Below are 21,056 nucleotides of genomic sequence, written 5' to 3'. Positions count from 1 at the left end.
TTTTACATTACCTGTGATAACAGGAACCAATTTAACCGGCAACGAAGCCTACTTCACCCTTTCGGGTGGCTTAGGTACCCAGTACAATGCCGGTGATGTCATCAGCGCTACAACTACGCTGTACATTTATGACAACAATGGCAGCTGTAGTTCGGAAGAGCAGTTTACGATCACCATCGTGGGCAGTGGTCCGGTAGTGAACGACATTGCCAACCAGACAGCCTGTGTACAATACGTTTTACCTGCTATTACAGGAACTAACCTTACCGGCAGCGAAGCTTACTTCACCCTTTCGGGTGGCTTAGGTACCCAGTACAATGCCGGTGATATCATCAGCGCTACAACTACGCTGTACATTTATGACAACAACGGCAGCTGTAGTTCGGAAGAGCAGTTTACGATCACCATCGTAGGCAGTGGTCCGGTAGTGAACGACATTGCTGATCAAGTAGTTTGTTCTGGTTTTACATTACCTGTGATAACAGGAACCAATTTAACCGGCAACGAAGCCTATTACAGTGCTACCGGAGGAACTGGTACGCAATATGCTGCAGGAGATTTTATTAGTTCGAACAGTTTATTGTATATATACGACTACAACGGAAGTTGCAGTTCAGAAGAAAGCTTTACTGTAAGTTTATCTGGTGTTACGCCGGAAGCTGCAGGAACCATTAGCGGGGATACACTCGTGTGTTTGTCTACTAATGGAGTGGTTTATAGCGTAATTCCAATCAATGGAGCAAACACGTATACTTGGAACTATACCGGAACCGGGGCCATTATCCAGGGAACTGGAAATACAATCAGTATTGATTTTGCTTCCAATGCTACTTCAGGCATTCTAACCGTATTTGGTACCAACGATTGTGGTAATGGAACACCTTCTGCAGGTTTTAGTATTAGTGTTGATAACGTTCCAGCTGCTTCTGGACTAATTAGCGGCGACACTTTGGTTTGTGCCGGAAGTTCAAATAATATCTATTCCATTCCGGCAGTAGCAGGTGCAACTTCATACATTTGGAACTATGATGGAGATGGAGAAACTATTCAAGGCACATCAAATTCTGTTACCCTTGATTTTGCTGCCGGGGCAACCTCCGGAAGTCTTATCGCTTGGGCAGTAAACCATTGTGGCGACGGCATTCCTTCTGCACCTCATGCAATTACCGTATCTGATTTGCCAGCAGATGTCACATTAATAGTAGGCCCTGAAGAAGTATGCCAGGGCGAAGTAGGAGTCCTTTACCTTACAGCGCCAGTAGAAGGTGCCGACACCTATGTATGGGAATACAGCAGAACTGGTGCTACTTTTGAGAGTGATTCCGCATCTGTTCTTATCGATTTTGACCTGAATGCACAGAGTGGTGCTCTTACGGTATACGCTGTAAATTCATGCGGAAATGGCACCATTTCTCCTGATTTAGATATCACAATGCGTTTGCCAGAGGAGTGTGCCGAAGAGTACATTGGAATGATTACCAATGTGTTCACACCCAACAACGATGGCCAGAACGAAACATGGGAAATCAATAACATTGAACTTTTCCCCAATGCGCAGATCCAAGTGTTTGACAGATGGGGTAGAAGAGTTTTCCATAAACAAGGTGGCTATTCGAATGCAGATGGTTGGGATGGAACCTTCAATGGAAAGAAACTGCCCTATGATAACTATTTCTATGTAATTGACCTTTATAACGATGGAAAAGTTGTACTCAAAGGCAACTTAACCATTGTAAAATAGCCTAAACGAAAACCGGAAATCTAAGAATGACGATGAAAAGAATAACCCTGCCTACAATGATCCTGCTTACTGTTCTTCAGTTTGCAGGTGCTCAGCAGTATCCATATTTCACGCAGTATACCCTCAATAAGTTTGTTTCGAATCCGGCAGCTGCGGGTATTGATGGCTATACTACTTTAAATTTTATAGCCCGCGAACAATGGGTGGGCCATGGTGGCACACCCAAAACCCACGCCCTTATTATGGATTCCCGAATTTTAGGCGATAGTTATATTTTGCGTAAAATACCCATTCGCAAAAATGAAAAGCCGAAAACTCGTTCAGGTAACACTGCATGGGGTGCTTTTCTGATTAATGATATCAATGGCCCTATCAGTAAGACATACATTAACGGAACCTATGCCTATCACCTCGATTTAGGAGAGAAACAGTTATCCTTTGGTTTATCAATGTTGCTCTTTCAGAATCGCTTAAAGGCTGAACAATTTGTGTTGTCTGACAATGCAAGTGCAAACGATCCATTGCTTGTCGCCCAGTCGTATTGGATTGTGGATGCAAATTTTGGAGCCTACCTTACAGGTCGCGACTACTATGCAGGGTATTCTACGGTTCAATTATTCAATTCAAGTGTAAGGTTTGGAATCGATGGAGCAGGAGAATATAGACTGAACCGTCAGCACAACCTGATTGGTGGATACAGGTTTTTTCTGAATAACCGCATGGATGTGGAGCCTTCCATGCTCGTTAAGTTGCAGGAAAACATGACTGCCCAAATGGATTTATCTGCCAAGTTTATTTTCGATAAAACCTACTGGGGAGGTATTAATCTAAGAACAGGAAAGGCTTTTGCATTATTTGGTGGTATGAACTACCTGAATTATTATTTTGGTTATGCCTTTGAATACAATTTTAATGCCTTTGCCAAATTAACCTTTGCTACGCACGAATTAACAGTAATTGCAAGGTTTGGCGATGCTGCCCGCCGTTATAAATGGCTGAATTCTTACTAAAAGCATAAAGTTTTGAGCATAAAAGCCTCCAATTTCAGGAGGCTTTTTTTGTGTTCTTGAAAAAGTAAAGACTACTTATTTTATATTTGCCCAACAAACGAACCTATGAAGAAACCACGAAATATTACACGTCGGAATTGGAGTTTTCTTATCCCGCAGATTTCAGTTATTTTACTTATTACCTTCGTATTTAGGTGGCTCAGAGTCGACAATAGTTTTTTATTGGGCCTGTCGATTTATTTATTGCTTGCAGGGTATTTAAAAATTACTATTCCCCGATGGCATCGCAAAGCACTTTATTATTTAAGAAAAGGTGAAATGGAAGGGGCAGCATTTGCCTTTGAAAAGAGCTACCAATATTTTAAGAAGCATGAATGGCTCGATAAATACAGAGCCTTCTTATTATTAAGTATGTCTGGCTATTCCTATTGCGAAATGGCTACAATGAATTCGATCTATTGCTACCAGCAACTGGGCAACAAATCAAAAATGAATGAATTGCATAAGCGCTTGTCAAAAGAGTTTCCTTACAATCCTTATTCTAACCCTTCAAGGTAGTACTTTCCTTAAAGTATAAGGGTTATAATGAAGGAAAGAACCAGCATACTTTACTCAAATAATTCGGCATGGATATTTTATTGATTGCAATTGTAAGCTTTATTGGTGCAGGATTGACCTTGTTTTCTGGTTTTGGTTTGGGTACCCTTCTGATGCCTGTTTTTGGTCTGTTTTTTCCAATCGATCTGGCCATCGCTTTAACCGCCATAGTGCACCTTGCCAATAACCTGATTAAATTTGGTTTTTTTCATAAAACCATCAACTGGGCCATTGTTCTTCGATTTGGTATTCCCTCTATTGCTGCAGCTTTCTTAGGCGCATTTCTCCTTGGTTTTATCAGTAACCAGGAAGCTTTTTTTGCTTATTCGATGTTTGATCATACTTTTTCTATAAGCCCTGTTAACATTACCATTGCCTTACTTTTATTGGTGTTTTCATTGTTGGAGCTTATTCCCAGGTTTACCCGATTGGAGTTTGATAAAAAGTACATGCCACTCGGCGGATTGCTCAGCGGTTTTTTTGGAGGAATTTCAGGTAACCAGGGAGCTTTGCGTGCAGCATTTCTGATACGGGCAGGAATGAATAAAGAATTCTTCATTGGCACCAGTGTAGTGATAGCCTGTTTGGTAGATTTTGCACGTTTATCGATATATTCAAAGAACATTTTAAGCCACATTGATCAATCGAAAATACTTTTGTTGGCTGTGGCTGTGCTGGCAGCCTTTTCAGGTGTGTTTATTGGAACGCGTTTGCTTAAAAAGATCACTATTGCCAGCCTTCAAATGATTGTGGCTATTATGCTGTTAGTTTTTGCCCTGTTTCTTGGAGCGGGAATAGTTTAAAGCGATCATTTGATCAAAATTTAGCAGTTTCCTAATTTTTTGTCAGCCAATTTTGGATGTTGATTACAATTCCATCGACCAGTTCATTTCTCGATTCTTCGCTTATCCAGGCAATGTGAGGAGCAATAAAAATCTTTTCCGGATTATTCAGGTGTAATAGGGGATTATTGGCTTTGATAGGTTCGAACTCCAGCACATCGAGACCAGCACCGGCAATCAGGTTTTCGTTAAGTGCCCTGGCCAGATCGGCTTCGTGTACGATTTTACCACGGCCGGCATTTAATAGTATTGCGTTCGGCTTCATTTTCTGAAACTGGGCATACCCAAATAAGTTAAGGGTATTTTCGTTCAAGGGGCAATGAATAGAAATGATATCAGAGCTTTTCAATATATCTTCGAATGCAAGCTGAGGGTAGGGGCTATTGGTATTTTTTCCACTGGTGCTGAAGTAGACTACCCTGGCACCAAAGGCAGAGGCTATTTCTGCCACTCGTTTCCCAATGTTACCCATACCAATAATTCCAAATTGTTTTCCTTTCAGCTCCCAGAAAGAGCGGCCATGGTGGGTAAAAATAGGGCTTTTTGAATAACTGCCCGATTTTACATAAGTATCGAAATAGGCTGGTTTTGTGAGCAGGTAAAACAACATGGAAAAGGTCATTTGAGCTACACTTTCTGTCGAATAGCCAGCTACATTTCTTACTTCAATTCCCTTTAACCGTGCATATTCCAAATCTACATTATTCATACCGGTGGCCGAAATGCAAACAAGTTTTAGTTCCGGACAGGCATCCATTACTTCTTTGTCGATGATTACCTTGTTTGTAATCGCAATTTGATGGCCTTTTATGCGCTCAATTCTTTCGTGTGGTGCCGTGAGTTCGTATGAAGTATAAAGCCCTAATTTGGCTATTTTTTCAATCGATTTAACATACCCTAGTGTGGAGGCATCGAGAAAAACAATATTGAGCGGTGTATTCATTGGCGTATGATTAAACAAGATTCACGAAATTCAGTATTAAAAATTACTGTTGTGCTGTAAAAATTTCGACAGTTGGGCTAAAGCCCTTAATCAGGGCGACATCAATTACCCCTGGCTTAACTTAGCGCAGCGTCTTCACGAACGGAGTGAGTAACCCAGGGGCATTAGAATAAAACAAAAAAAAATTATTTTTATCTTAATTATAACTTATTTATCTTCAGTCAGTAAGATTCAACATCATAAAACATTTCATCATTTTTGACAATTTACCTTACAATAGTGATTAAAAATTGATTTCCACCTGGTTATGTAAAAGATCCTCTATGGTTTCGCGCTTGCGAATTAGGTAATCTTTTCCTTCGTGTATCATCACTTCGGCCGGTCTGTAGCGCGAGTTGTAATTCGAAGCCATGGCAAAGCAATAGGCTCCTGCATTGGCAAAAGCGAGTATATCCCCTTCACGTATTTCGTTTATTTTTCGGTTCCATCCAAAAGTATCGGTTTCGCAGATATAGCCCACTACAGTATAAATCCGTTGTTTGGCCCCTGGGTTGGAAACATTGACAATGTGGTGGTACGAATCATAAAACATAGGCCTGATCAGGTGATTCAACCCGCTGTCTACACCAGCAAATACTGTGGCCAGGGTTTGTTTGAGTACATTCACACGTACAAAGAAATTTCCGGCTTCGCTCACCAGGTATTTCCCCGGCTCAAACATAATGGTAACCTTCCTTCCGTATTCGGTATAAAAATCGTGAATGCGACTGCTCAATTGTTTTCCAAAATCGCTGATATTGGTCGATATGTCGTCGTGCTTATAGGGTACTTTAAAACCACTACCAAAATCAATGTAGCGCAGGTCTTTAAAATTTTTGGCAGTATCGAGCAAAATGTTCGCTGCGCGAAGGAATACTTCGACATCCAGAATGTCGCTTCCGGTGTGCATGTGAATTCCATCGATAACCATGTTGTTGGTCTGAATTACCCTCAGCAGGTGGGGCATTTGGTAAATCGAGATCCCAAATTTCGAATCAATATGTCCGGTCGATATTTTGGCGTTGCCACCACCCATGATGTGTGGGTTAATTCGAATTCCTACCGGTACTTTGTCGCCGTATTTATCGCCGAATTGTTCCAAGATACTCAGGTTGTCGATGTTAATGTGCACCCCTAATTTAACGCCTTGTTCAAGCTCTTCGAGCGAAACACAATTTGGGGTAAAAATGATGTCCTTTGGATTGAACCCCGCTTTTAATCCCAGCATTACTTCCTGAATTGAAACAGCATCGAGTCCTGAACCCTGGTTCTTAAAGAACTTCAGCACTGAAATGTTGGTAAGGGCTTTGCACGCGAAATTAATGCGCATATCGATACCCTTGAAAGCCTGGGCCAGTTTTTTATATTGGGCTTTCATTTTGGCTGTGTTGTACACATAAAGTGGCGAATCGTATTTGCGAATCAATTCGTCTACCGAAATGCCATCGATTTGATACTGGTTGTTTACGAGTTCCATTTTTACAGGATAGGCTTAGTTTCTGTTTGTATTAATTTGAACTTTTGTTTATGTTCTTTGCTTTTTTACTTCAGAAGCATGCAAAGTGATTGGCTGCAAATATAAAGAAAAATCCCCGGTGGATGCTTTTAACAGTTACCAACAGGGGATTTCGGAATATCGATAAGCATTTCTGCTTCTATTTACGTTTTTTTGCCTGCTGTTGCTGCATTTTTTGCATCTCTTCGAGTTTTAACTGCCACCTCGATTTCTTTCGTGGATTGGCCTTCTTGGCTTGCAATTTCTTAAGCACTTCTTCTTCGTTCACAAAGGCTTTGAAAAGGAAATTCTGCCCGAAAGTAATGACATTGGCCAGAAAATAGTAATAAGTTAAACCCGACGAAAAATCGTTTAGGAAGAACAGAAATGTTACGGGCATAATGTACATCATGGTTTTCATGCCGGGCATAGACGATTCCTGCATTTGCGCACCACTCGTTTTCATGGTCATAATGGTGGTAATGGTCATGAGCACAGTAAAAATGCTCAGGTGATTTCCCAAAAGGGGAATAGAGGTTCCCCACCGGATTAAATCATCGTAAGTCGATAGGTCAGTGGCCCATAAAAAGGCCTCCTGGCGTAGTTCAATCGAACCTGGGAAAAAGCGGAACATGGCAAACAGAATAGGCATTTGAAGAACCATAGGCAGACAGCCTCCAAATGGGCTCACGCCTACTTTACGGTAGATTGCCATGGTAGCTTGCTGCCTTTCCATAGCCTTTTCTTTCGGAATTTTACTGGTAGCCTCATCGACCATGGGTTTTACAACCCGCATCTTCGCTGTCGAAATGTAAGAACGGAAAGTAAGAGGCAACAACAACAATTTAATGATAATGGTTAACAATAAAATGATAATGCCATAATTTCCAATGCTCTTTTCCAGAAAGTTAAATATGTTGATGATTACTCCCTGGTTAATCCATTTGATGATACCGCGGCCAACCGAAACAAGGTCATGTAGTCGCTTGTCGGCATAATTCTTTTTTAGGTATTTATACTTGTTGGGGCCAAAATAAAACGAAAAAGGAATGCTTTCGTTGTTGGCATTGGCAATGCTAATTCCAGCCACGGATTTAAATTGTTTGATATACCCACTGTTTTCATCCATGGGTATTGATTGCATGGTGGCACTCGAAAAAGCTTTTCCGGGCATCAGTACCGAACTAAAGAACTGATCTTTGTATGCTATCCAATCGACCTGAGTAAGGATCGATTCCTCCTGCACACCTTTCTTCTGACGCATAGGCATAAAATCCACATCATCGCTCAAAGGTTTGTAGTATACAGTGGAATAAAGCACTTCATTCTTAAAGCTTCTTTCTTGTTTGGGCGAATAAATCTCCCAGCGTAAATCGATTTCGCTACCGTTTACTGGCGAAAGGTTTTGCAGACCTGTCATTTTTATTTCCATGTCCAGCTGGTAGCTGTTTGGAGCGAGTGTATAAATAAAATCGAGGTATTCACCTGCACCATAAGTGTAGCGCAATGTAAGTGAACGGGGAGTTTCTGAAGCAGTCAGAAGCTTCGCACTGTCCATGGCGGTGAAATTCAATAAGCTGGTTTTCTCTGAACGGCCGTTGTAATAATAATTAAGTTCAAATACAGTGGAGTCGCCATTAAATAGAATGAGTGGAAGCGAATCCCAAGTTTGATATTCCTTTAATTGCACACTGTAAGGGCGGCCCCCCAGACTGGCTATTTTGGCCGAAATGAGTTCGTTTTCGAGTGTGTAAAATTCTTTTTTTGTATTTACTGCACTGTCACCAACCTGAGTGTTACTGGTTGTGTCAATTTGAGCTTTTATTTCAGCCTGTTTTTGTTCCAGCGCCAGTTGTTGCACCAGGGCAATCGAATCGTTGTAGCGACGGGTTCTTTCAAGCTGTTCCTGATCGGGTTTGTTGAGTACCCCCCAAAGTATGAAAATGGCTACAATAAGGAGTATTCCAATAATCGAATTTCTATCCATTAGTAAAAGTTTCTCTGTTTATGAAATGGTTGCTTTAATAAAATCGACAAAAAGCGGATGGGGAGAAACCACGGTGCTTCTGTACTCGGGGTGAAATTGCACACCGACAAACCATTTATGGTCTGGAATTTCCATAATTTCTACCAGGTTATTGTCGGGATTTATTCCAACGGGTATCATACCGGCTTTTGTAAAACTGTCGAGGTATTGGTTGTTGAATTCGTATCGATGCCGATGGCGCTCCATCAATTCAACGGATTTATAGGCTTTGAATGCATTGGTACCTTTTTTTACACGACAGGCATAAGATCCCAGTCGCATGGTGCCACCTTTTTCGGTAATTCCTTTTTGTTCTTCCATTAAGTCAATTACCGGATGCGGTGTTTTCATGAACATCTCGGTGGAATGGGCCTTTTCGAGATTCAGCACGTTGCGGGCAAATTCAATTACTGCGCACTGCAAGCCCAGGCATATGCCAAAAAAAGGAATATTATTTTCGCGTGTATACTTCGATGCCAGTATTTTACCTTCTATTCCCCTATCGCCAAAACCAGGAGCTATTAAGATACCTTTTAAGTCTTTTAAAAGTTCATTTACGTTATCAGCCTCAATAGTTTCGGAGTGAATGTATTTGACATCGACACGGCATTCGTTTACAGCACCTGCATGAATAAATGCTTCGTTGATGGACTTATAGGCGTCGGGCAATTCTACATACTTACCAACAAGACCAATGGTAACGGTATGTTTGGGATTTTTATGCTTGTTCAGAAAATCGATCCAGGTTCCGAGTTCAGGTTCTGTTTTTTTCTCCAGACGTAGCTTGCGAAGCACTGTTTCATCGAGGTTTTCTTCTTGCATGCGCATGGGCACTTCATAGATTGTAGAAACGTCAATGGATTGCACTACTGCATCGCGGTCGACGTTGCAAAACAGAGCTACCTTTTTACGAAGTTCATCGGAGAGTTCGCGTTCGGTGCGCAGTACAAGTATATCGGGCTGAATACCATTTTCAAGTAGTTCTTTTACCGAGTGCTGTGTGGGTTTGGTTTTTAACTCACCAGAAGCTGATAAATAGGGCACCAATGTTAAATGAATTACCAGGGTATTATTCGGCCCTAATTCCCATTTAAGCTGGCGAACCGCTTCAATATAAGGAAGAGATTCTATATCGCCTACGGTGCCTCCTATCTCAGTAATCACTACATCAAACTTGTGCTTATTGCCAAGCAGAAGAACACATCGCTTAATTTCGTCGGTTATGTGAGGTATAACCTGTACTGTTTTTCCCAGGTAATCGCCACGACGTTCTTTGTTGATAACCGATTGATAAATACGACCGGTAGTTACATTGTTCGCTTGCGATGTGGGAACATTTAAGAAACGCTCGTAGTGCCCCAGATCAAGGTCCGTTTCTGCTCCATCTTCAGTAACATAACATTCGCCATGTTCATAGGGGTTTAAAGTGCCCGGGTCGACATTGATGTAAGGGTCGAGTTTCTGAATAGTCACAGAGTAGCCTCTGGCTTGAAGGAGTTTGGCTAACGATGCCGAAATAATTCCTTTACCAAGTGAAGAGGTTACACCTCCTGTTACAAATATGTATTTGGTTAATGGCACTAAGAATCAATTTTTAACAGGTTAAAAAATAAACACCTGCCGGTTTATAAACAATAAACCTAAAGCAGGCTAAAGCGCAAAAGTATAATAATAAATTGAAAAGCATGAAAGATTTGTTCTCAAAATAGTTCAGCTATTATAGTATAAAGGTATTTATCATCAGAGCGCAACTTATCTAAAATGAGGGGGTTGGTTTAAAAGATTAAAACAGAAAAGCATTTAATTCTGGCACTACTCTGCTGGCAACTATTTTATACCTCTTTGGTTTTTAATCGATTCGTAGGCATCGTTTATTTTTTTGAATTTTTCCTCGGCAGACTTTTTAATATCATCGCCCAGATAGCTTACCTTGTCGGGGTGATATTCTTTAGCCAGTGTGCGATAGGCTTTTTTCACTTCTTCATCACTTGCTTTTGGATCGAGGCCTAATATTTTGTAGGCACTTTCAGAACTTTTTACAAACATGCTCTTAATCGACTGCTGATCGGCAGATGTAATGCCAAGGTACCACGATATTTCATCGATAACTCTTCGTTCGGCTTCACTGATTAAGGCATCGGCGCTGGCAAGTCCGTATAACAAATGCACCAGTTCTAACCTCGAAGGGTAATCGAGTTGAGATTTAATCTGGTAGCATATATCTTTGAGAGGGATGTTTTGTTTCAGAAGGTGACGTAACATTCTGAGGGCTTCGTTGGCGGAAGCCGTTCCAAATTTCTGGTTTAGAAAAGACTTAACATAGTTCAATTCAGATTGCATCACTTTGCCATCTGCTTTCATTACTGCGGCAAGCAATACCAGCAGGCTTACTGCAAAATCGCCGGTAGTAGTGCTAGTATATCCACGATCCACATCCTGTTGACTGGCACTGTCAAACATCCATCCTAAGCCAAGACCAATAATACCACCAATTGGACCACCAAAAGCCCAGCCAAGGCCGGCACCTATCCATTTACCAAATTTTGCCATAAGGCCTGTATTGTTTTATCTATTTTAATAATTTGAGGCAAAAGTAATTTTTTGTTGTCGTTCACGATAATAAAATCGGCCAATGTTTCAATTTTTTCGGCAGGCCATTGGAATTGCATTCGTCGTTCAATTTCTTCTCTTGAAAAACCATTCCGGTTCATTGTCCTTTCTATGCGGAGTTCAATAGGCGCTGAGACTACAATCGTTTTATCGAGCATTTTGTATGCTCCCGATTCAAATAAAATGGCCGCTTCGTTGATTACATATTGATGTTGATTCTGTTGAAGGCACCAATGTTGAAAGTCTTTTTCCACAGCCGGGTGGATTATTGAGTTTATTTCTTGAAGCAGCGCGGAATTTTGAAACACCATCGATGCAACGTAAGGACGGTTGAGGTAGCCGTTTTGATAGGCCTCTGCACCCAGAATTTTTTCAATTGCTTTTTTTACATCAGCTTGCTTGTCGGTAATTTGCCTGGCAGCAATATCCGATTCATACACAGGCACGCCAATTTTCCGGAAAATTTCGCAGATATAGCTTTTACCGCTACCGATTCCCCCCGTTATTCCAATTCGTAACATGTTTCCTTTCATTGATGTATTCAACCCGGGTAGGGTATATTCTGGTTGCACTGGCGTATTCAGGTAGGGAATCTATTTTTACGGTAAGGTAGGAAGTCGTTTTAAGATTATCTTTTAGCTCACTGTAATCGACAAATGGTTTAAAATCGCTCTCCGAAGTAAAGGGTATCTGGCTGTGGGTAACATTAAAATAGAGTGTAGCTTCTCTGGGAAACAGCTTGATCGATAAGCTATCCGGAACGTTTCTGGGTCTTATTACCACTCTGTAGCTCAATTCCGTATACCGGTCAACTGGAATCACAACGTTTACCTTTTCCTTTTCAATTGCAATATTGTTCCAGCCTAAAATGTTTGCCTTTTGCCTGAAAGTATCATCCAGTTCTGTTGGGTTTATGCTTTGCGTATAGAGTTGATTAATTGTATCGATAAGGTTAGCTGGACCAGTAATCTCAAGACTGTCGGGTATAGTATATACTTTACCGTTTAGTTTATGTTGTCTGGAATAAATATTTTTCTGATTGCCCAGAACAGCAACTACTGGCACTTTTTTTACAAGAGTGCGCGTAAAGCTAAAGAAGATGGTGTCAGGCGAAATACTTACAATTTCAAGATTGGTTCTTTTTCTGGTTAATTCTTGCGAGAGTGCCTCCTGGGCATATCGTGTTAGTATATAAACACTCATCGAATCTTTCGATTGCGAATAGAGCGAAAAGTTATTGATACTGAAATTGAGAGGAGTTTTATACCGTAGTTTGTTGCTCAATAAGCTGTAGCCGCTGCCCCGAACCGATAATTTGAGTTTGTTAGGGGTATCTCCGGAAAGTATTTTGTTGGCTGGAAAATCGAGGTAACGTACGGGGTAGTTGATGGTTGAAACATAGCTATCTTCGAGCACTCGAAACAACCAAAGAATGGACGAAAGCAGGACGAAAACAGAAAATACCAAAACCCTTTTCTGAACAGTCTTGTAATACCTGGCAGTAGTCTTAAAGAAACTAAGTATAACCAAATCAAATCGCTGGTTGTACTTGTTGGGGGATGTCATTTAGAAAATATTTACAGTTTAGGGTAATGCAAATATACCCTAAACTGTAAATTATGCAATTACTTTTGTTGGTTCTGTAAATCCGCAGGATCTTTCAGAACGGCATTTTTGTCAATTTTAATTATCACATTGTCACTGATTTCAAGGCTGATGGTATCTTCGTTCATGGCAGTGATTTTACCATAGATGCCTCCGGTAGTAATTACCTTGTCGCCTTTGGCCAGCGAATTGCGAAAGTTTCTGAGTTCTTTCTGACGCTTTACCTGTGGACGGATCATAAAAAAGTAAAATACTACAATGATTAACACTAAAGGTAGAAATGTTGATAATGGATTGGCACTTTCGCCCTGGGGCTGCATCATGCCTACAAAACTGATTAATTGATTCATCTTATTTTTCTGTTTTAATAATTTTTAAAATTCGAGTTGGCAAAGTAATTACAAATTCTTGTCGAAACCAAGAATAAAAATAAAGAAGCGCATATTTTTACAACGATTTCCATTGCCAATACGCGCTTCTATTTCTTACAGAATAATCACTAAACCTCTAAATCATCCAGCATGTTAAGGCGTTCGCGTAGGCCTTGCATGCGTTCTTTTGCCTGTTGAATTTTATTTTCGATATCGGCAATCATCGATGCGGCATTTTTGCTTTGCGAAAAGAACCCTATGTTATTTTCCCAAAGAGCAATGTCGCTTTCCATTTGTTTGAGGCGGGTATAGCATTTTTCCCTTTCCATATCCAAACGCTTGTCGGAGTTGGGTTTGTTGGCAATACTATCTATTTTACTGCGGAATTTGAGAATAGCTTTACTTTCGTCGTCGAGTTTCAGGTCGTCGAATTTGGCATTAATGGCAGCCCGGTATTTTTCCTGTATGTTGTCTTTTTCTTTTATAGGAACAAAGCCTATTTCCGACCATCGGCGTTGGAATTCTTTCAGTTTTTCAAGGTTCTGGTTCACCTCCTTGGTAGGTTGAAAGCTTTCAATTTCCTTTAATAGTTCTTCTTTTTGTTTAAGGTTTTCGAGGTAAATACTATCGATATTCGAAAAGTATTCATTCTTTCTGTTAAAGAAAGTATCGCAGGCTGTGCGGAATCTCTTCCAAATTTTATCGGAATGCTTCACAGGAACACTGCCGATGGTTTTCCATCGTTTCTGAAGCCTGATCAGATCGTCGGAAGTTTTTTTCCAATCGGTGCTTTGGGTCATTGCCTCTGCCTGCATGCAGAGTTCGGTTTTCAGTTGCAGGTTATTCTCCTGTTCTTCACGATTTCCGGCGAAGAAATCACGTTTTTTCGTAAAAAATGAATCGCAAGCCTTTCGGAACCGCTCATAGACATCTGCGTTATACTTTTTTGGTGCAAAGCCTATGGTTTTCCATATTTTTTGCAACTCTATCAGTGCCTTCGATTTTTCTTCCCATTCTTTGGCGTCCTGCGGTGTAGCGTTAGCAATTTCTTCAGCCTTTTCGCATAAGTGGGTTTTTTCCTGCAAGTTTTTCTTTTGGTCGTCTTTCAGCGAAACAAAATATTCCTGGTGTTTGTGGTTGATTTTAGAAGTTGCCTCCTTAAAGCGTTCCCATAACTCGTTTCGTTTTTCAGCGGGCACCGGGCCAACCTCGCGCCACTGGTCGTGTAAAAACTGAAGTTGTTTAAAGGCTTCTACAACGGATGGTTCGAGCAGTAATTCTTCTGCTTTTTCGCAGAGTATGAGTTTTGCATCGAGATTTTTCTTAAAATCGAGGTCGCGAAGTTCTTTGTTTATTTTAATATAATCGTAAAAGGCCTCTACATGATAATGGTATTGCTCCCAAAGGTCTTTGACATTGGCTTGGGGCACAGGGCCTGTTTCTCGCCATCTATCCTGCAACACTCTAAACTCATGAAAGGTTTTATTGAGCGACTCCTGACTGTTTACAAGCTCTTTAATGGCTTCAATTATGTCGTATTTGGTTTTTAGGTTTCCTACTTTTTCATCTTCCGCCTTCTTCGATAAATCCATTCGCTTCTTGCGATAATCGTCCAGAAGTTCCTTTAGGGTGATTTCTATTGGCGATTCTTCGGTTTTAATATCTTCAAGAGTTCCACCGTCTGCAACGAATTTTGTTCTTAGTTCTTCTATTTCGGCATTGTGGAGCCTGTAAAAGTTTGATTTTATGGCTTCTACCTGCTTCCTGATTTGCTCCACAGGATGGTTGTTTAAATACCCTTTCAGCAGGTCTAATAGTTGCTCTTTGGTTTTTTGTGTGAAATCTTCCTCGTCTTTTAAGATCACCTCATTTTCTGCTGAAGGTTTCTGCTCTTCAACAATGGAAACATCAGCTATGCTTGACTCTGAGGTTGATTCACGATTTTCTGCTTGGGTTTCCATTGCAGCAGCAGGTTCCTTTTCGGGTGGCTCTTCTATCGGTACTTTTTCTTTTTTTACCTTCTTTACGGCTTGTTTTTTCGGTTCCTTCTCCGATGACTCGGTGGGAGCGGGGTCTTCGGTAGTATTCATATTCTCGGGTTCGGCTGGTATGGCCGTACTTTCTGAAGTGTTCATTTTCAGATCGTTGATTGCTGATTCTGCTGATTCGGTATTACCGGATTTTTCGGTTTGTTCGTCCTGAACAGAGTTTTTTAAATCATTTTCAGTCATAATGTACTGATTTAAGTGGTAGCCTGCTTTGAAAGGTACGAAAATAACTATTAACTGATAACCTAACAATGTTTTGAGATCAAAATTCGAAAAGCTATGCCAATTGATTAAGATGTCTTAGAAATTATGTCAGTACTTTTAACCATAGCATTGCTTCTCATAAGCTTTCTTATTCTTTCTATATTTGCACAAAAAAAGGAAAAATGCGTATAGATATTCTCACCGTGTTGCCGGAGTTGCTGGAAAGTCCATTTAGTCATTCAATTTTAAAAAGGGCTGTTTCTAAAGGACTTGTAGAGATTGTTGTACACAATATCCGAGAATTTGCCAGCGGAAAACACCGACAGGTTGATGATTACGCTTTTGGTGGCGGGGCTGGCATGGTAATGATGATTGAACCTATTGAAAAAGCTATGTTGTCTCTGAAGGCAGAACGTGAATACAGCGAAATTATTTATATGTCACCCGATGGAAAACGATTTGATCAGCGCGAAGCGAACCGATTATCGATGCAGGAAAATCTGCTCATTCTTTGCGGACATTACAAAGGAGTCGATCAGCGCATTCGCGACCATTACATTACATCGGAGATATCGGTAGGCGATTATGTGCTCACGGGCGGTGAATTGGCGGCAGCTATTGTAACCGATGCGGTGGTGCGTTTGTTGCCGGGCGTTTTGTCGGATGAAACCTCTGCACTCACCGATTCATTTCAGGATAACCTGTTGGCTCCCCCGGTGTATACCCGACCCGCAGACTACAAAGGTTGGAAAGTACCGGAAATATTGTTGTCTGGAAATGAAGCTTTGATTGAAAATTGGCGACACGAACAGTCAGTTGACCGAACACAACGTTTGCGCCCTGATTTACTGGAAAACATTAAAAAGTAGACTTAATTCTTATGTTTTCGGATGCTTTGTAACAGCGAAATGGAGTTAATTAAAATAACGATGCCCAGAAACATTGCAAAAATACCAATCACTGCTGTTTTTGCATGAGTGCCGGGTAGCAGGCTTAGAGAAATAATTATGGTATATACAATGGCCAGCAATCCGCTGAGCAACATAGCAAACCACCCCAGGCTAAAAATAATAAACCGGAAAGAAGTAATTATTTGAATAATACCAAAAACCAAAGCCCAAATCGCAATAATTTCAGTAAACATGGCAATGGCAGCAAGGCGGTGCCATACAATGATGTAAAAAATAAGTGCTCCGATAATAAAATCAAACAAACCTTCGAAAAGCCACCATATCCATGGATCTTTGCGTTTCCTATTGTAAAAGGAACCGTAAATTAACAAGGCACCCGACACCAGAATAATGATGCAGAAGAATTTAATTATTTTTATCTGATTGATATCTTTTAAAGTAAGTGCTAAAAGCCCAAACGCTAGTGTTAACAGGCCTTTTATGGCAAGAAGCCACCAATTTTTAAAGAGTTTTACTTCCAGATTATTCATTTTTAAAGCTGGGTTTCAGCAGCTGTTAACTTAAAGTTAGGAAAATCAATCAGTATCAGCTGAATATTTTTTCAAAAATAACGAAATGAATGAGATATGAATGAAGTTTTTTTTATTTAATTACTTTTAAAGCCTAAATAATTACAGGATTTTAAACTGAATTAATTGAACTGCCGGTGTGCAATGAAATGTAAAGAATGGTATGTTAATCTATTATAAATTAGCAGTTTATTGTTTAAAATAACGAGGTTCGAAGTTATTGTTCGCTATTTGTATTCAGTTAAGTAATTTGTGCAAAACTCAAATCAATAAAAAGATAAATGAAATCAAATCTTCTCTTAATATTTGCCCTATTATGGCTGGGTTTAACTTTTCAATCGTGCAGAAAGGGAAATTCTTCTGATAAAACCGAGGTTGAAACTGATATTTCCGATCAGGTTACAGTAAGTGAAAATATTTCCAACGAACGTGAAATTGAACTTAGTTCCATCTATTTGATGCAAAAAGGGCAGGGTGTTTTTTTGATTGAACTTAACCCTATGGAGTTAATAATTAATGTTTTTCCCGACAATGACCTGAATAAGTCAATCCAATCCATTGGACCTCTTCAGTCGGATGTGGTGTACAACGAGAACTATTACCTGGATGACCCAACACGCATTTTTAACCCAGCTGACTTGAATTTCGATGGCCATACAGACCTCAGAATTCCTATTGCTACGGGCACTGGTGGCACCTGGTATGCGGTGTATTTGTTTAATGCTTCGAAAAGGCAATTTGAGGAGCACCCTGAGCTTAGTGCCCTGGTATCGCTCGAAGCCGATAGCGTCAGCCAGATAATTACCTCACATCAGGCTGGTGGAATGGGAGGAGCATTTTATACGCACGAAACCTATCAATGGAAGCAAGGCAAATTAGTACTTGTTCGCCGCGAAAATCAGGATGTTTTTTATTCCAATAACCCCGAGGTGCTTTTGCGTTCGGTTGTTGAACGAAACACCCAGCAAAGACTCGACACTACAGCTTTGGTAAAAATCTGGAGCGAAAATAGCCATGAAAATTGGTGCCTGCTGAAAGGCGAATGGGCTGCCCTTGAGGGTTCACCTTTTCTTTCGGAGGAAGCTGTGAAAACAGATGGGCGAAAGAATGGATGCGACTAATCAACTTTAATATTAAGCTTTATCTGTGACAGATGTTTTTGTACATGCAATACGTGCAGAATTTTATGTCGTCTGTTTGATAAAAGCTACTCTTTTCGCTAAAAATCTCATCGAGAGTTTGCTTTAAGCGTGTTTTAAACTCTTCCTCCACACTCGAGAAGGAATCTATTGTTTGCTTCTTCCTTTGTTCGCCATGTGCAAGCCTTCCATCATAGTTTTTTTGGTTAAGGCCTTTCAGGTAATAGAGAAAAGGCACCACAGGATAGTCCTTGTTGTTTGACTTAAATGCCATTGAGTATAAAAGGGTTTGAAAGGCATTCGCATTTCGTGTGGATGGTTTTTCTGTGAACAGACTTTCGATGGTTTGGAAACTGTTTTTTATTTTTCCGGTTTTATAATCGATTATCCTGATATTTCCTTCGCAAAGGTCAACCCGGTCAATGGTGCCACCTATGCTGAGTTCAAACCCCGATGAAGTGCGAAAAGGCATCTGAACTTTGTATTCCAATTCTCTGAGGGTGAAAGGAACCTGTTGCTGATCGTAACGAAGAATCGATATAGCCAGTCGCTGAATTATTTCCTTATAAAGAATATTTTTACCCTGCAATGCCATCTCATTCGTGATCTCTGAAAGGTTCTCTTCCCCTAGGTATTCATTTGTAAACGCCTGGATTACCGCCTTGCTGATTTTTTCTTTATCGGCACAGATTGCCTTATGCAATTCGCTTGTAACAAGTGTGTTTATATATGGCTCGTAGAGCAGCTGCATACTTTTATGCAGAATGAGCCCAATGGTGCTTGATTCAATTTTTTCCTGAATGGATTCGGACTCTTTTAAACCAGAAACATAGCGTAGGTAAAACTGGGTTTTGCAGTTTAAATACGCATTGATAGCACTAGGTGATAAAGTTTGTTTCTCATCGCCAGTATATTTCTTTTTCAGCAATTCAAGTGTATTGTTATCGGACTGAAAGCTAACCTTATGGATAGTATTTGGGACCAGTTTGTAATTCAGGTTTTGGCTCGAAACTGAAAAGGCATTCTCGTAAAGAAGTTGGTGAATAAATCTGCTGGGTTCGGCACCTTTACTTCCTGTTTCAGACGAAGAATATACCAGGGTAATGTTTTCTGCCCGCTGAATGAGTCTGTAGAAATAATAGGCAAAGATGGCATCCTGGTGTTCGAGGGTAGGCAATCCATAAGCTTTTCGAAGCGAATAGGGTATGTAGGAAGGCGCATGGCCTGTTTTGGGAAATACGCCTTCGTTGAGCGAGAGAATTATCAGGTTTTCGAAATCGAGGTTACGTGTTTCCAGTACCCCCATTATTTGCAGGCCCTCAATGGGTTCGCCCGAAAAGGGGATGCTGGCTTTCTCGAAAATTTTTGTGAGCAAACGGTTTAAACTCGAAAAGTTAAAAATCACTGGAGTGTGTGTCAACAAATCGCCCAGCCTGTTTAGTTGAATAAGTAAACGAACACAAGCTTCTCGTTCGATTCGGGCCGGATTGGTATCTTCATCGTAAAAAAACTCCGCAATTTTATTGAGCATTGTTTTTAGGTATACTATAAACTCACGGGAATCAATTTCTTTTTGAAAAAGAAGGGCGAAAAATTCGTTGGTGTTTTCCAAAGGGTTGGTATCGATATACACCTGATTTTGCTTTATGACCTTTTGTATAAAACCCTCCGTTTGTTGGTTAAATCTGTCTAAAAGTTCATTTTGAAGCAATTGTATTACATCGGCATGGTAGAATATTCTGCCAGGATTATCCCGTTTGTCATTTTTATTCTTGTGCAAATCAATCAGGCTTGCCACAAAGCTGAAAACTTTTGTTTCCTTCACCGGATATCCCATTGAAATATTGACATTTGGTATGTCGGCAGGCAATGAACTCAGTGCAGGCAAAAGCATGCTTTCGTCTGCCAGAACCAATGCTGTTTCAACGGGATTTTCTTTCCATCCAAGTGGCAATTGTGCCAATGCCAGGGGAATTGTTTTGGCCTGCCCGACAAGGGTTGGAATATTCAATACTTTAAAGCTTTTTTTCGGCAGTGTCAGCCCACTTTCAAATACAAAATCCTGGGGTGCCGGAAAGGTTTCAATTAAATCGCGCAGGTAAAATCCGGCTTCGTGGTTTTTTAAGTCCAGGTAATATTTATCGTAATCCCAGAAGAACAATGCTTTGTTTTGTTTTTGCGCATGCCTGAAAAGTTCTTTTTCGCAATTGTTGAGTGCATTAAAGCCCAGAAACACAATTTTTTCTTCGGCAAACGAATAAGTGTTATTTTCAATCCTTTCAATAGCTTGCCTGCACGCCATTCCTTCATAACTAAGTCCTACGGCACTCAATTTCTGAGTAAAAGCCACATAAATCCCATTTAATTGATTCCATATTTGCGAAAAAATTTGTTTCTGTTCTGATAGCTCTCCTGCTTTGAAGTTCTCCCAAAACTTGCGAATGGCTTCTATTTGCGCTTCATCCAGAAAATCGGCAAAGGAATCAATCTCTTTGAACTGCGAGATGTTTTTAAAAAGTGCGTTAGCATCGATGCGGTATTTGTCGATGTCGTCGAAATCGGCCAGCATCATTTCGCCATAAAACAGAAAGTCATCAAAGCTTTCTTTGGAGCCTGTTTTTTGGATATATACTTCATATATCAGAAAGAGCAGGGTTATTGGGTCTGCAAGGGTAGTACCACTCACCTGGTGCATGTATTCGTTAATGGTAAAGTATTTCGGAGCCAGAAGTGGCTGTTCCGTATGGCTGGCAAGATATTGGTTGAAGAACAATCGGGCCCTCTTGTTGGGGAATACAACCGACATATTCTCCAGATTATTGCGGTAATGCTCAAAAAGATAGCTGGTAACGCTTTCTAAAAATGGAATCATGGTACAGCTTATAAACTATATAATTAATGCGATA

The 21,056-nt window shown here is 40.5% G+C and carries 16 protein-coding genes; 5 read left to right on the top strand and 11 right to left on the bottom strand.

Features of this window, described 5'->3' with window-relative positions:
• Positions 1-1,773: 1,773 nt before the first annotated feature.
• From IPM71_01555 to IPM71_01545, 3 genes are all read left to right on the top strand, one after another.
• Entirely contained in the window at positions 1,774-2,751 is a 978-nt protein-coding gene (locus IPM71_01555; GenBank protein QQS51435.1) for a type IX secretion system membrane protein PorP/SprF, read from the top strand.
• A 105-nt stretch (positions 2,752-2,856) separates the two neighbouring features.
• Positions 2,857-3,309: a hypothetical protein gene (locus tag IPM71_01550; GenBank protein ID QQS51434.1), complete on the top strand. Its 453-nt coding sequence runs from the start codon at positions 2,857-2,859 to the stop codon at positions 3,307-3,309.
• A gap of 68 nt (positions 3,310-3,377) precedes the next feature.
• Positions 3,378-4,151 (top strand): sulfite exporter TauE/SafE family protein, encoded by a 774-nt coding sequence (locus IPM71_01545; protein ID QQS51433.1) that lies wholly within the window; start codon positions 3,378-3,380, stop codon positions 4,149-4,151.
• A 31-nt stretch (positions 4,152-4,182) separates the two neighbouring features.
• On the opposite strand, the gene IPM71_01540 is transcribed toward IPM71_01545, so the two are convergent.
• The 9 genes from IPM71_01540 to IPM71_01500 form a co-directional block, all read right to left on the bottom strand.
• Entirely contained in the window at positions 4,183-5,133 is a 951-nt protein-coding gene (locus tag IPM71_01540) for a D-2-hydroxyacid dehydrogenase (protein QQS51432.1), read from the bottom strand.
• 283 nt (positions 5,134-5,416) lie between these two features.
• Entirely contained in the window at positions 5,417-6,649 is a 1,233-nt protein-coding gene (gene lysA, locus IPM71_01535) for a diaminopimelate decarboxylase (GenBank protein QQS51431.1), read from the bottom strand.
• A gap of 178 nt (positions 6,650-6,827) precedes the next feature.
• Positions 6,828-8,654: a membrane protein insertase YidC gene (yidC, locus tag IPM71_01530; protein QQS51430.1), complete on the bottom strand. Its 1,827-nt coding sequence runs from the start codon at positions 8,652-8,654 to the stop codon at positions 6,828-6,830.
• Between the two features lie 18 nt (positions 8,655-8,672).
• Positions 8,673-10,274, bottom strand: coding sequence for a CTP synthase (locus IPM71_01525; GenBank protein QQS51429.1), 1,602 nt, complete (start codon positions 10,272-10,274; stop codon positions 8,673-8,675).
• Between the two features lie 246 nt (positions 10,275-10,520).
• Positions 10,521-11,243 carry a TerB family tellurite resistance protein gene (locus IPM71_01520; protein ID QQS51428.1) on the bottom strand — a complete coding sequence of 241 codons (723 nt, stop codon included), beginning with the start codon at positions 11,241-11,243 and terminating at the stop codon, positions 10,521-10,523.
• Positions 11,219-11,824, bottom strand: coding sequence for a dephospho-CoA kinase (locus IPM71_01515; GenBank protein ID QQS51427.1), 606 nt, complete (start codon positions 11,822-11,824; stop codon positions 11,219-11,221). The genes IPM71_01520 and IPM71_01515 overlap by 25 nt, the downstream gene beginning before the upstream one ends.
• Positions 11,790-12,869 (bottom strand): YbbR-like domain-containing protein, encoded by a 1,080-nt coding sequence (locus IPM71_01510; GenBank protein QQS51426.1) that lies wholly within the window; start codon positions 12,867-12,869, stop codon positions 11,790-11,792. The genes IPM71_01515 and IPM71_01510 overlap by 35 nt, the downstream gene beginning before the upstream one ends.
• Before the next feature lie 59 nt (positions 12,870-12,928).
• Complete coding sequence (yajC, locus tag IPM71_01505) at positions 12,929-13,258, bottom strand: preprotein translocase subunit YajC (GenBank protein QQS51425.1); 330 nt, start codon at positions 13,256-13,258, stop codon at positions 12,929-12,931.
• Between the two features lie 149 nt (positions 13,259-13,407).
• Positions 13,408-15,510 (bottom strand): DUF349 domain-containing protein, encoded by a 2,103-nt coding sequence (locus tag IPM71_01500; protein ID QQS51424.1) that lies wholly within the window; start codon positions 15,508-15,510, stop codon positions 13,408-13,410.
• Between the two features lie 203 nt (positions 15,511-15,713).
• Here IPM71_01500 and trmD point away from each other — a divergent pair, with 203 nt between their 5' ends.
• Positions 15,714-16,400: a tRNA (guanosine(37)-N1)-methyltransferase TrmD gene (trmD, locus tag IPM71_01495; GenBank protein QQS51423.1), complete on the top strand. Its 687-nt coding sequence runs from the start codon at positions 15,714-15,716 to the stop codon at positions 16,398-16,400.
• Positions 16,401-16,402: 2 nt separating this feature from the next.
• Here the strand turns inward: trmD and IPM71_01490 are convergent, their stop codons facing one another.
• Positions 16,403-16,972, bottom strand: coding sequence for a DUF308 domain-containing protein (locus IPM71_01490; protein ID QQS51422.1), 570 nt, complete (start codon positions 16,970-16,972; stop codon positions 16,403-16,405).
• A gap of 320 nt (positions 16,973-17,292) precedes the next feature.
• Between IPM71_01490 and IPM71_01485 the strand changes: the two genes are divergently transcribed.
• On the top strand, positions 17,293-18,132 hold the full coding sequence (locus IPM71_01485) for a hypothetical protein (protein ID QQS51421.1): 840 nt from the start codon (positions 17,293-17,295) through the stop codon (positions 18,130-18,132).
• A 19-nt stretch (positions 18,133-18,151) separates the two neighbouring features.
• On the opposite strand, the gene IPM71_01480 is transcribed toward IPM71_01485, so the two are convergent.
• The gene (locus tag IPM71_01480; GenBank protein QQS51420.1) at positions 18,152-21,022 is read right to left on the bottom strand and encodes a PD-(D/E)XK nuclease family protein; all 2,871 of its coding nucleotides are present in this window, start codon (positions 21,020-21,022) and stop codon (positions 18,152-18,154) included.
• Positions 21,023-21,056: the final 34 nt, after the last annotated feature.

It is taken from the genome of Bacteroidota bacterium, from assembly GCA_016699695.1.
GTDB lineage: Bacteria > Bacteroidota > Bacteroidia > Bacteroidales > UBA10428 > UBA10428.
The sequence above is the reverse complement of the archived record's forward strand: the minus strand, read 5'-3'. Positions and strand labels throughout refer to the sequence as shown.

Excerpts from the sequence above, each read along its gene's own strand:
- IPM71_01510 (QQS51426.1), bottom strand. The coding sequence starts at position 12,869 with ATGACATCCCCCAACAAGTACAACCAGCGATTTGATTTGGTTATACTT.
- IPM71_01480 (QQS51420.1), bottom strand. The coding sequence starts at position 21,022 with ATGATTCCATTTTTAGAAAGCGTTACCAGCTATCTTTTTGAGCATTAC.
- yidC (QQS51430.1), bottom strand. The coding sequence starts at position 8,654 with ATGGATAGAAATTCGATTATTGGAATACTCCTTATTGTAGCCATTTTC.
- IPM71_01515 (QQS51427.1), bottom strand. The coding sequence starts at position 11,824 with ATGTTACGAATTGGAATAACGGGGGGAATCGGTAGCGGTAAAAGCTAT.
- IPM71_01540 (QQS51432.1), bottom strand. The coding sequence starts at position 5,133 with ATGAATACACCGCTCAATATTGTTTTTCTCGATGCCTCCACACTAGGG.
- trmD (QQS51423.1), top strand. The coding sequence starts at position 15,714 with ATGCGTATAGATATTCTCACCGTGTTGCCGGAGTTGCTGGAAAGTCCA.
- IPM71_01490 (QQS51422.1), bottom strand. The coding sequence starts at position 16,972 with ATGAATAATCTGGAAGTAAAACTCTTTAAAAATTGGTGGCTTCTTGCC.
- IPM71_01500 (QQS51424.1), bottom strand. The coding sequence starts at position 15,510 with ATGACTGAAAATGATTTAAAAAACTCTGTTCAGGACGAACAAACCGAA.
- IPM71_01545 (QQS51433.1), top strand. The coding sequence starts at position 3,378 with ATGGATATTTTATTGATTGCAATTGTAAGCTTTATTGGTGCAGGATTG.
- IPM71_01485 (QQS51421.1), top strand. The coding sequence starts at position 17,293 with ATGAAATCAAATCTTCTCTTAATATTTGCCCTATTATGGCTGGGTTTA.
- IPM71_01520 (QQS51428.1), bottom strand. The coding sequence starts at position 11,243 with ATGGCAAAATTTGGTAAATGGATAGGTGCCGGCCTTGGCTGGGCTTTT.
- lysA (QQS51431.1), bottom strand. The coding sequence starts at position 6,649 with ATGGAACTCGTAAACAACCAGTATCAAATCGATGGCATTTCGGTAGAC.
- yajC (QQS51425.1), bottom strand. The coding sequence starts at position 13,258 with ATGAATCAATTAATCAGTTTTGTAGGCATGATGCAGCCCCAGGGCGAA.
- IPM71_01550 (QQS51434.1), top strand. The coding sequence starts at position 2,857 with ATGAAGAAACCACGAAATATTACACGTCGGAATTGGAGTTTTCTTATC.
- IPM71_01555 (QQS51435.1), top strand. The coding sequence starts at position 1,774 with ATGAAAAGAATAACCCTGCCTACAATGATCCTGCTTACTGTTCTTCAG.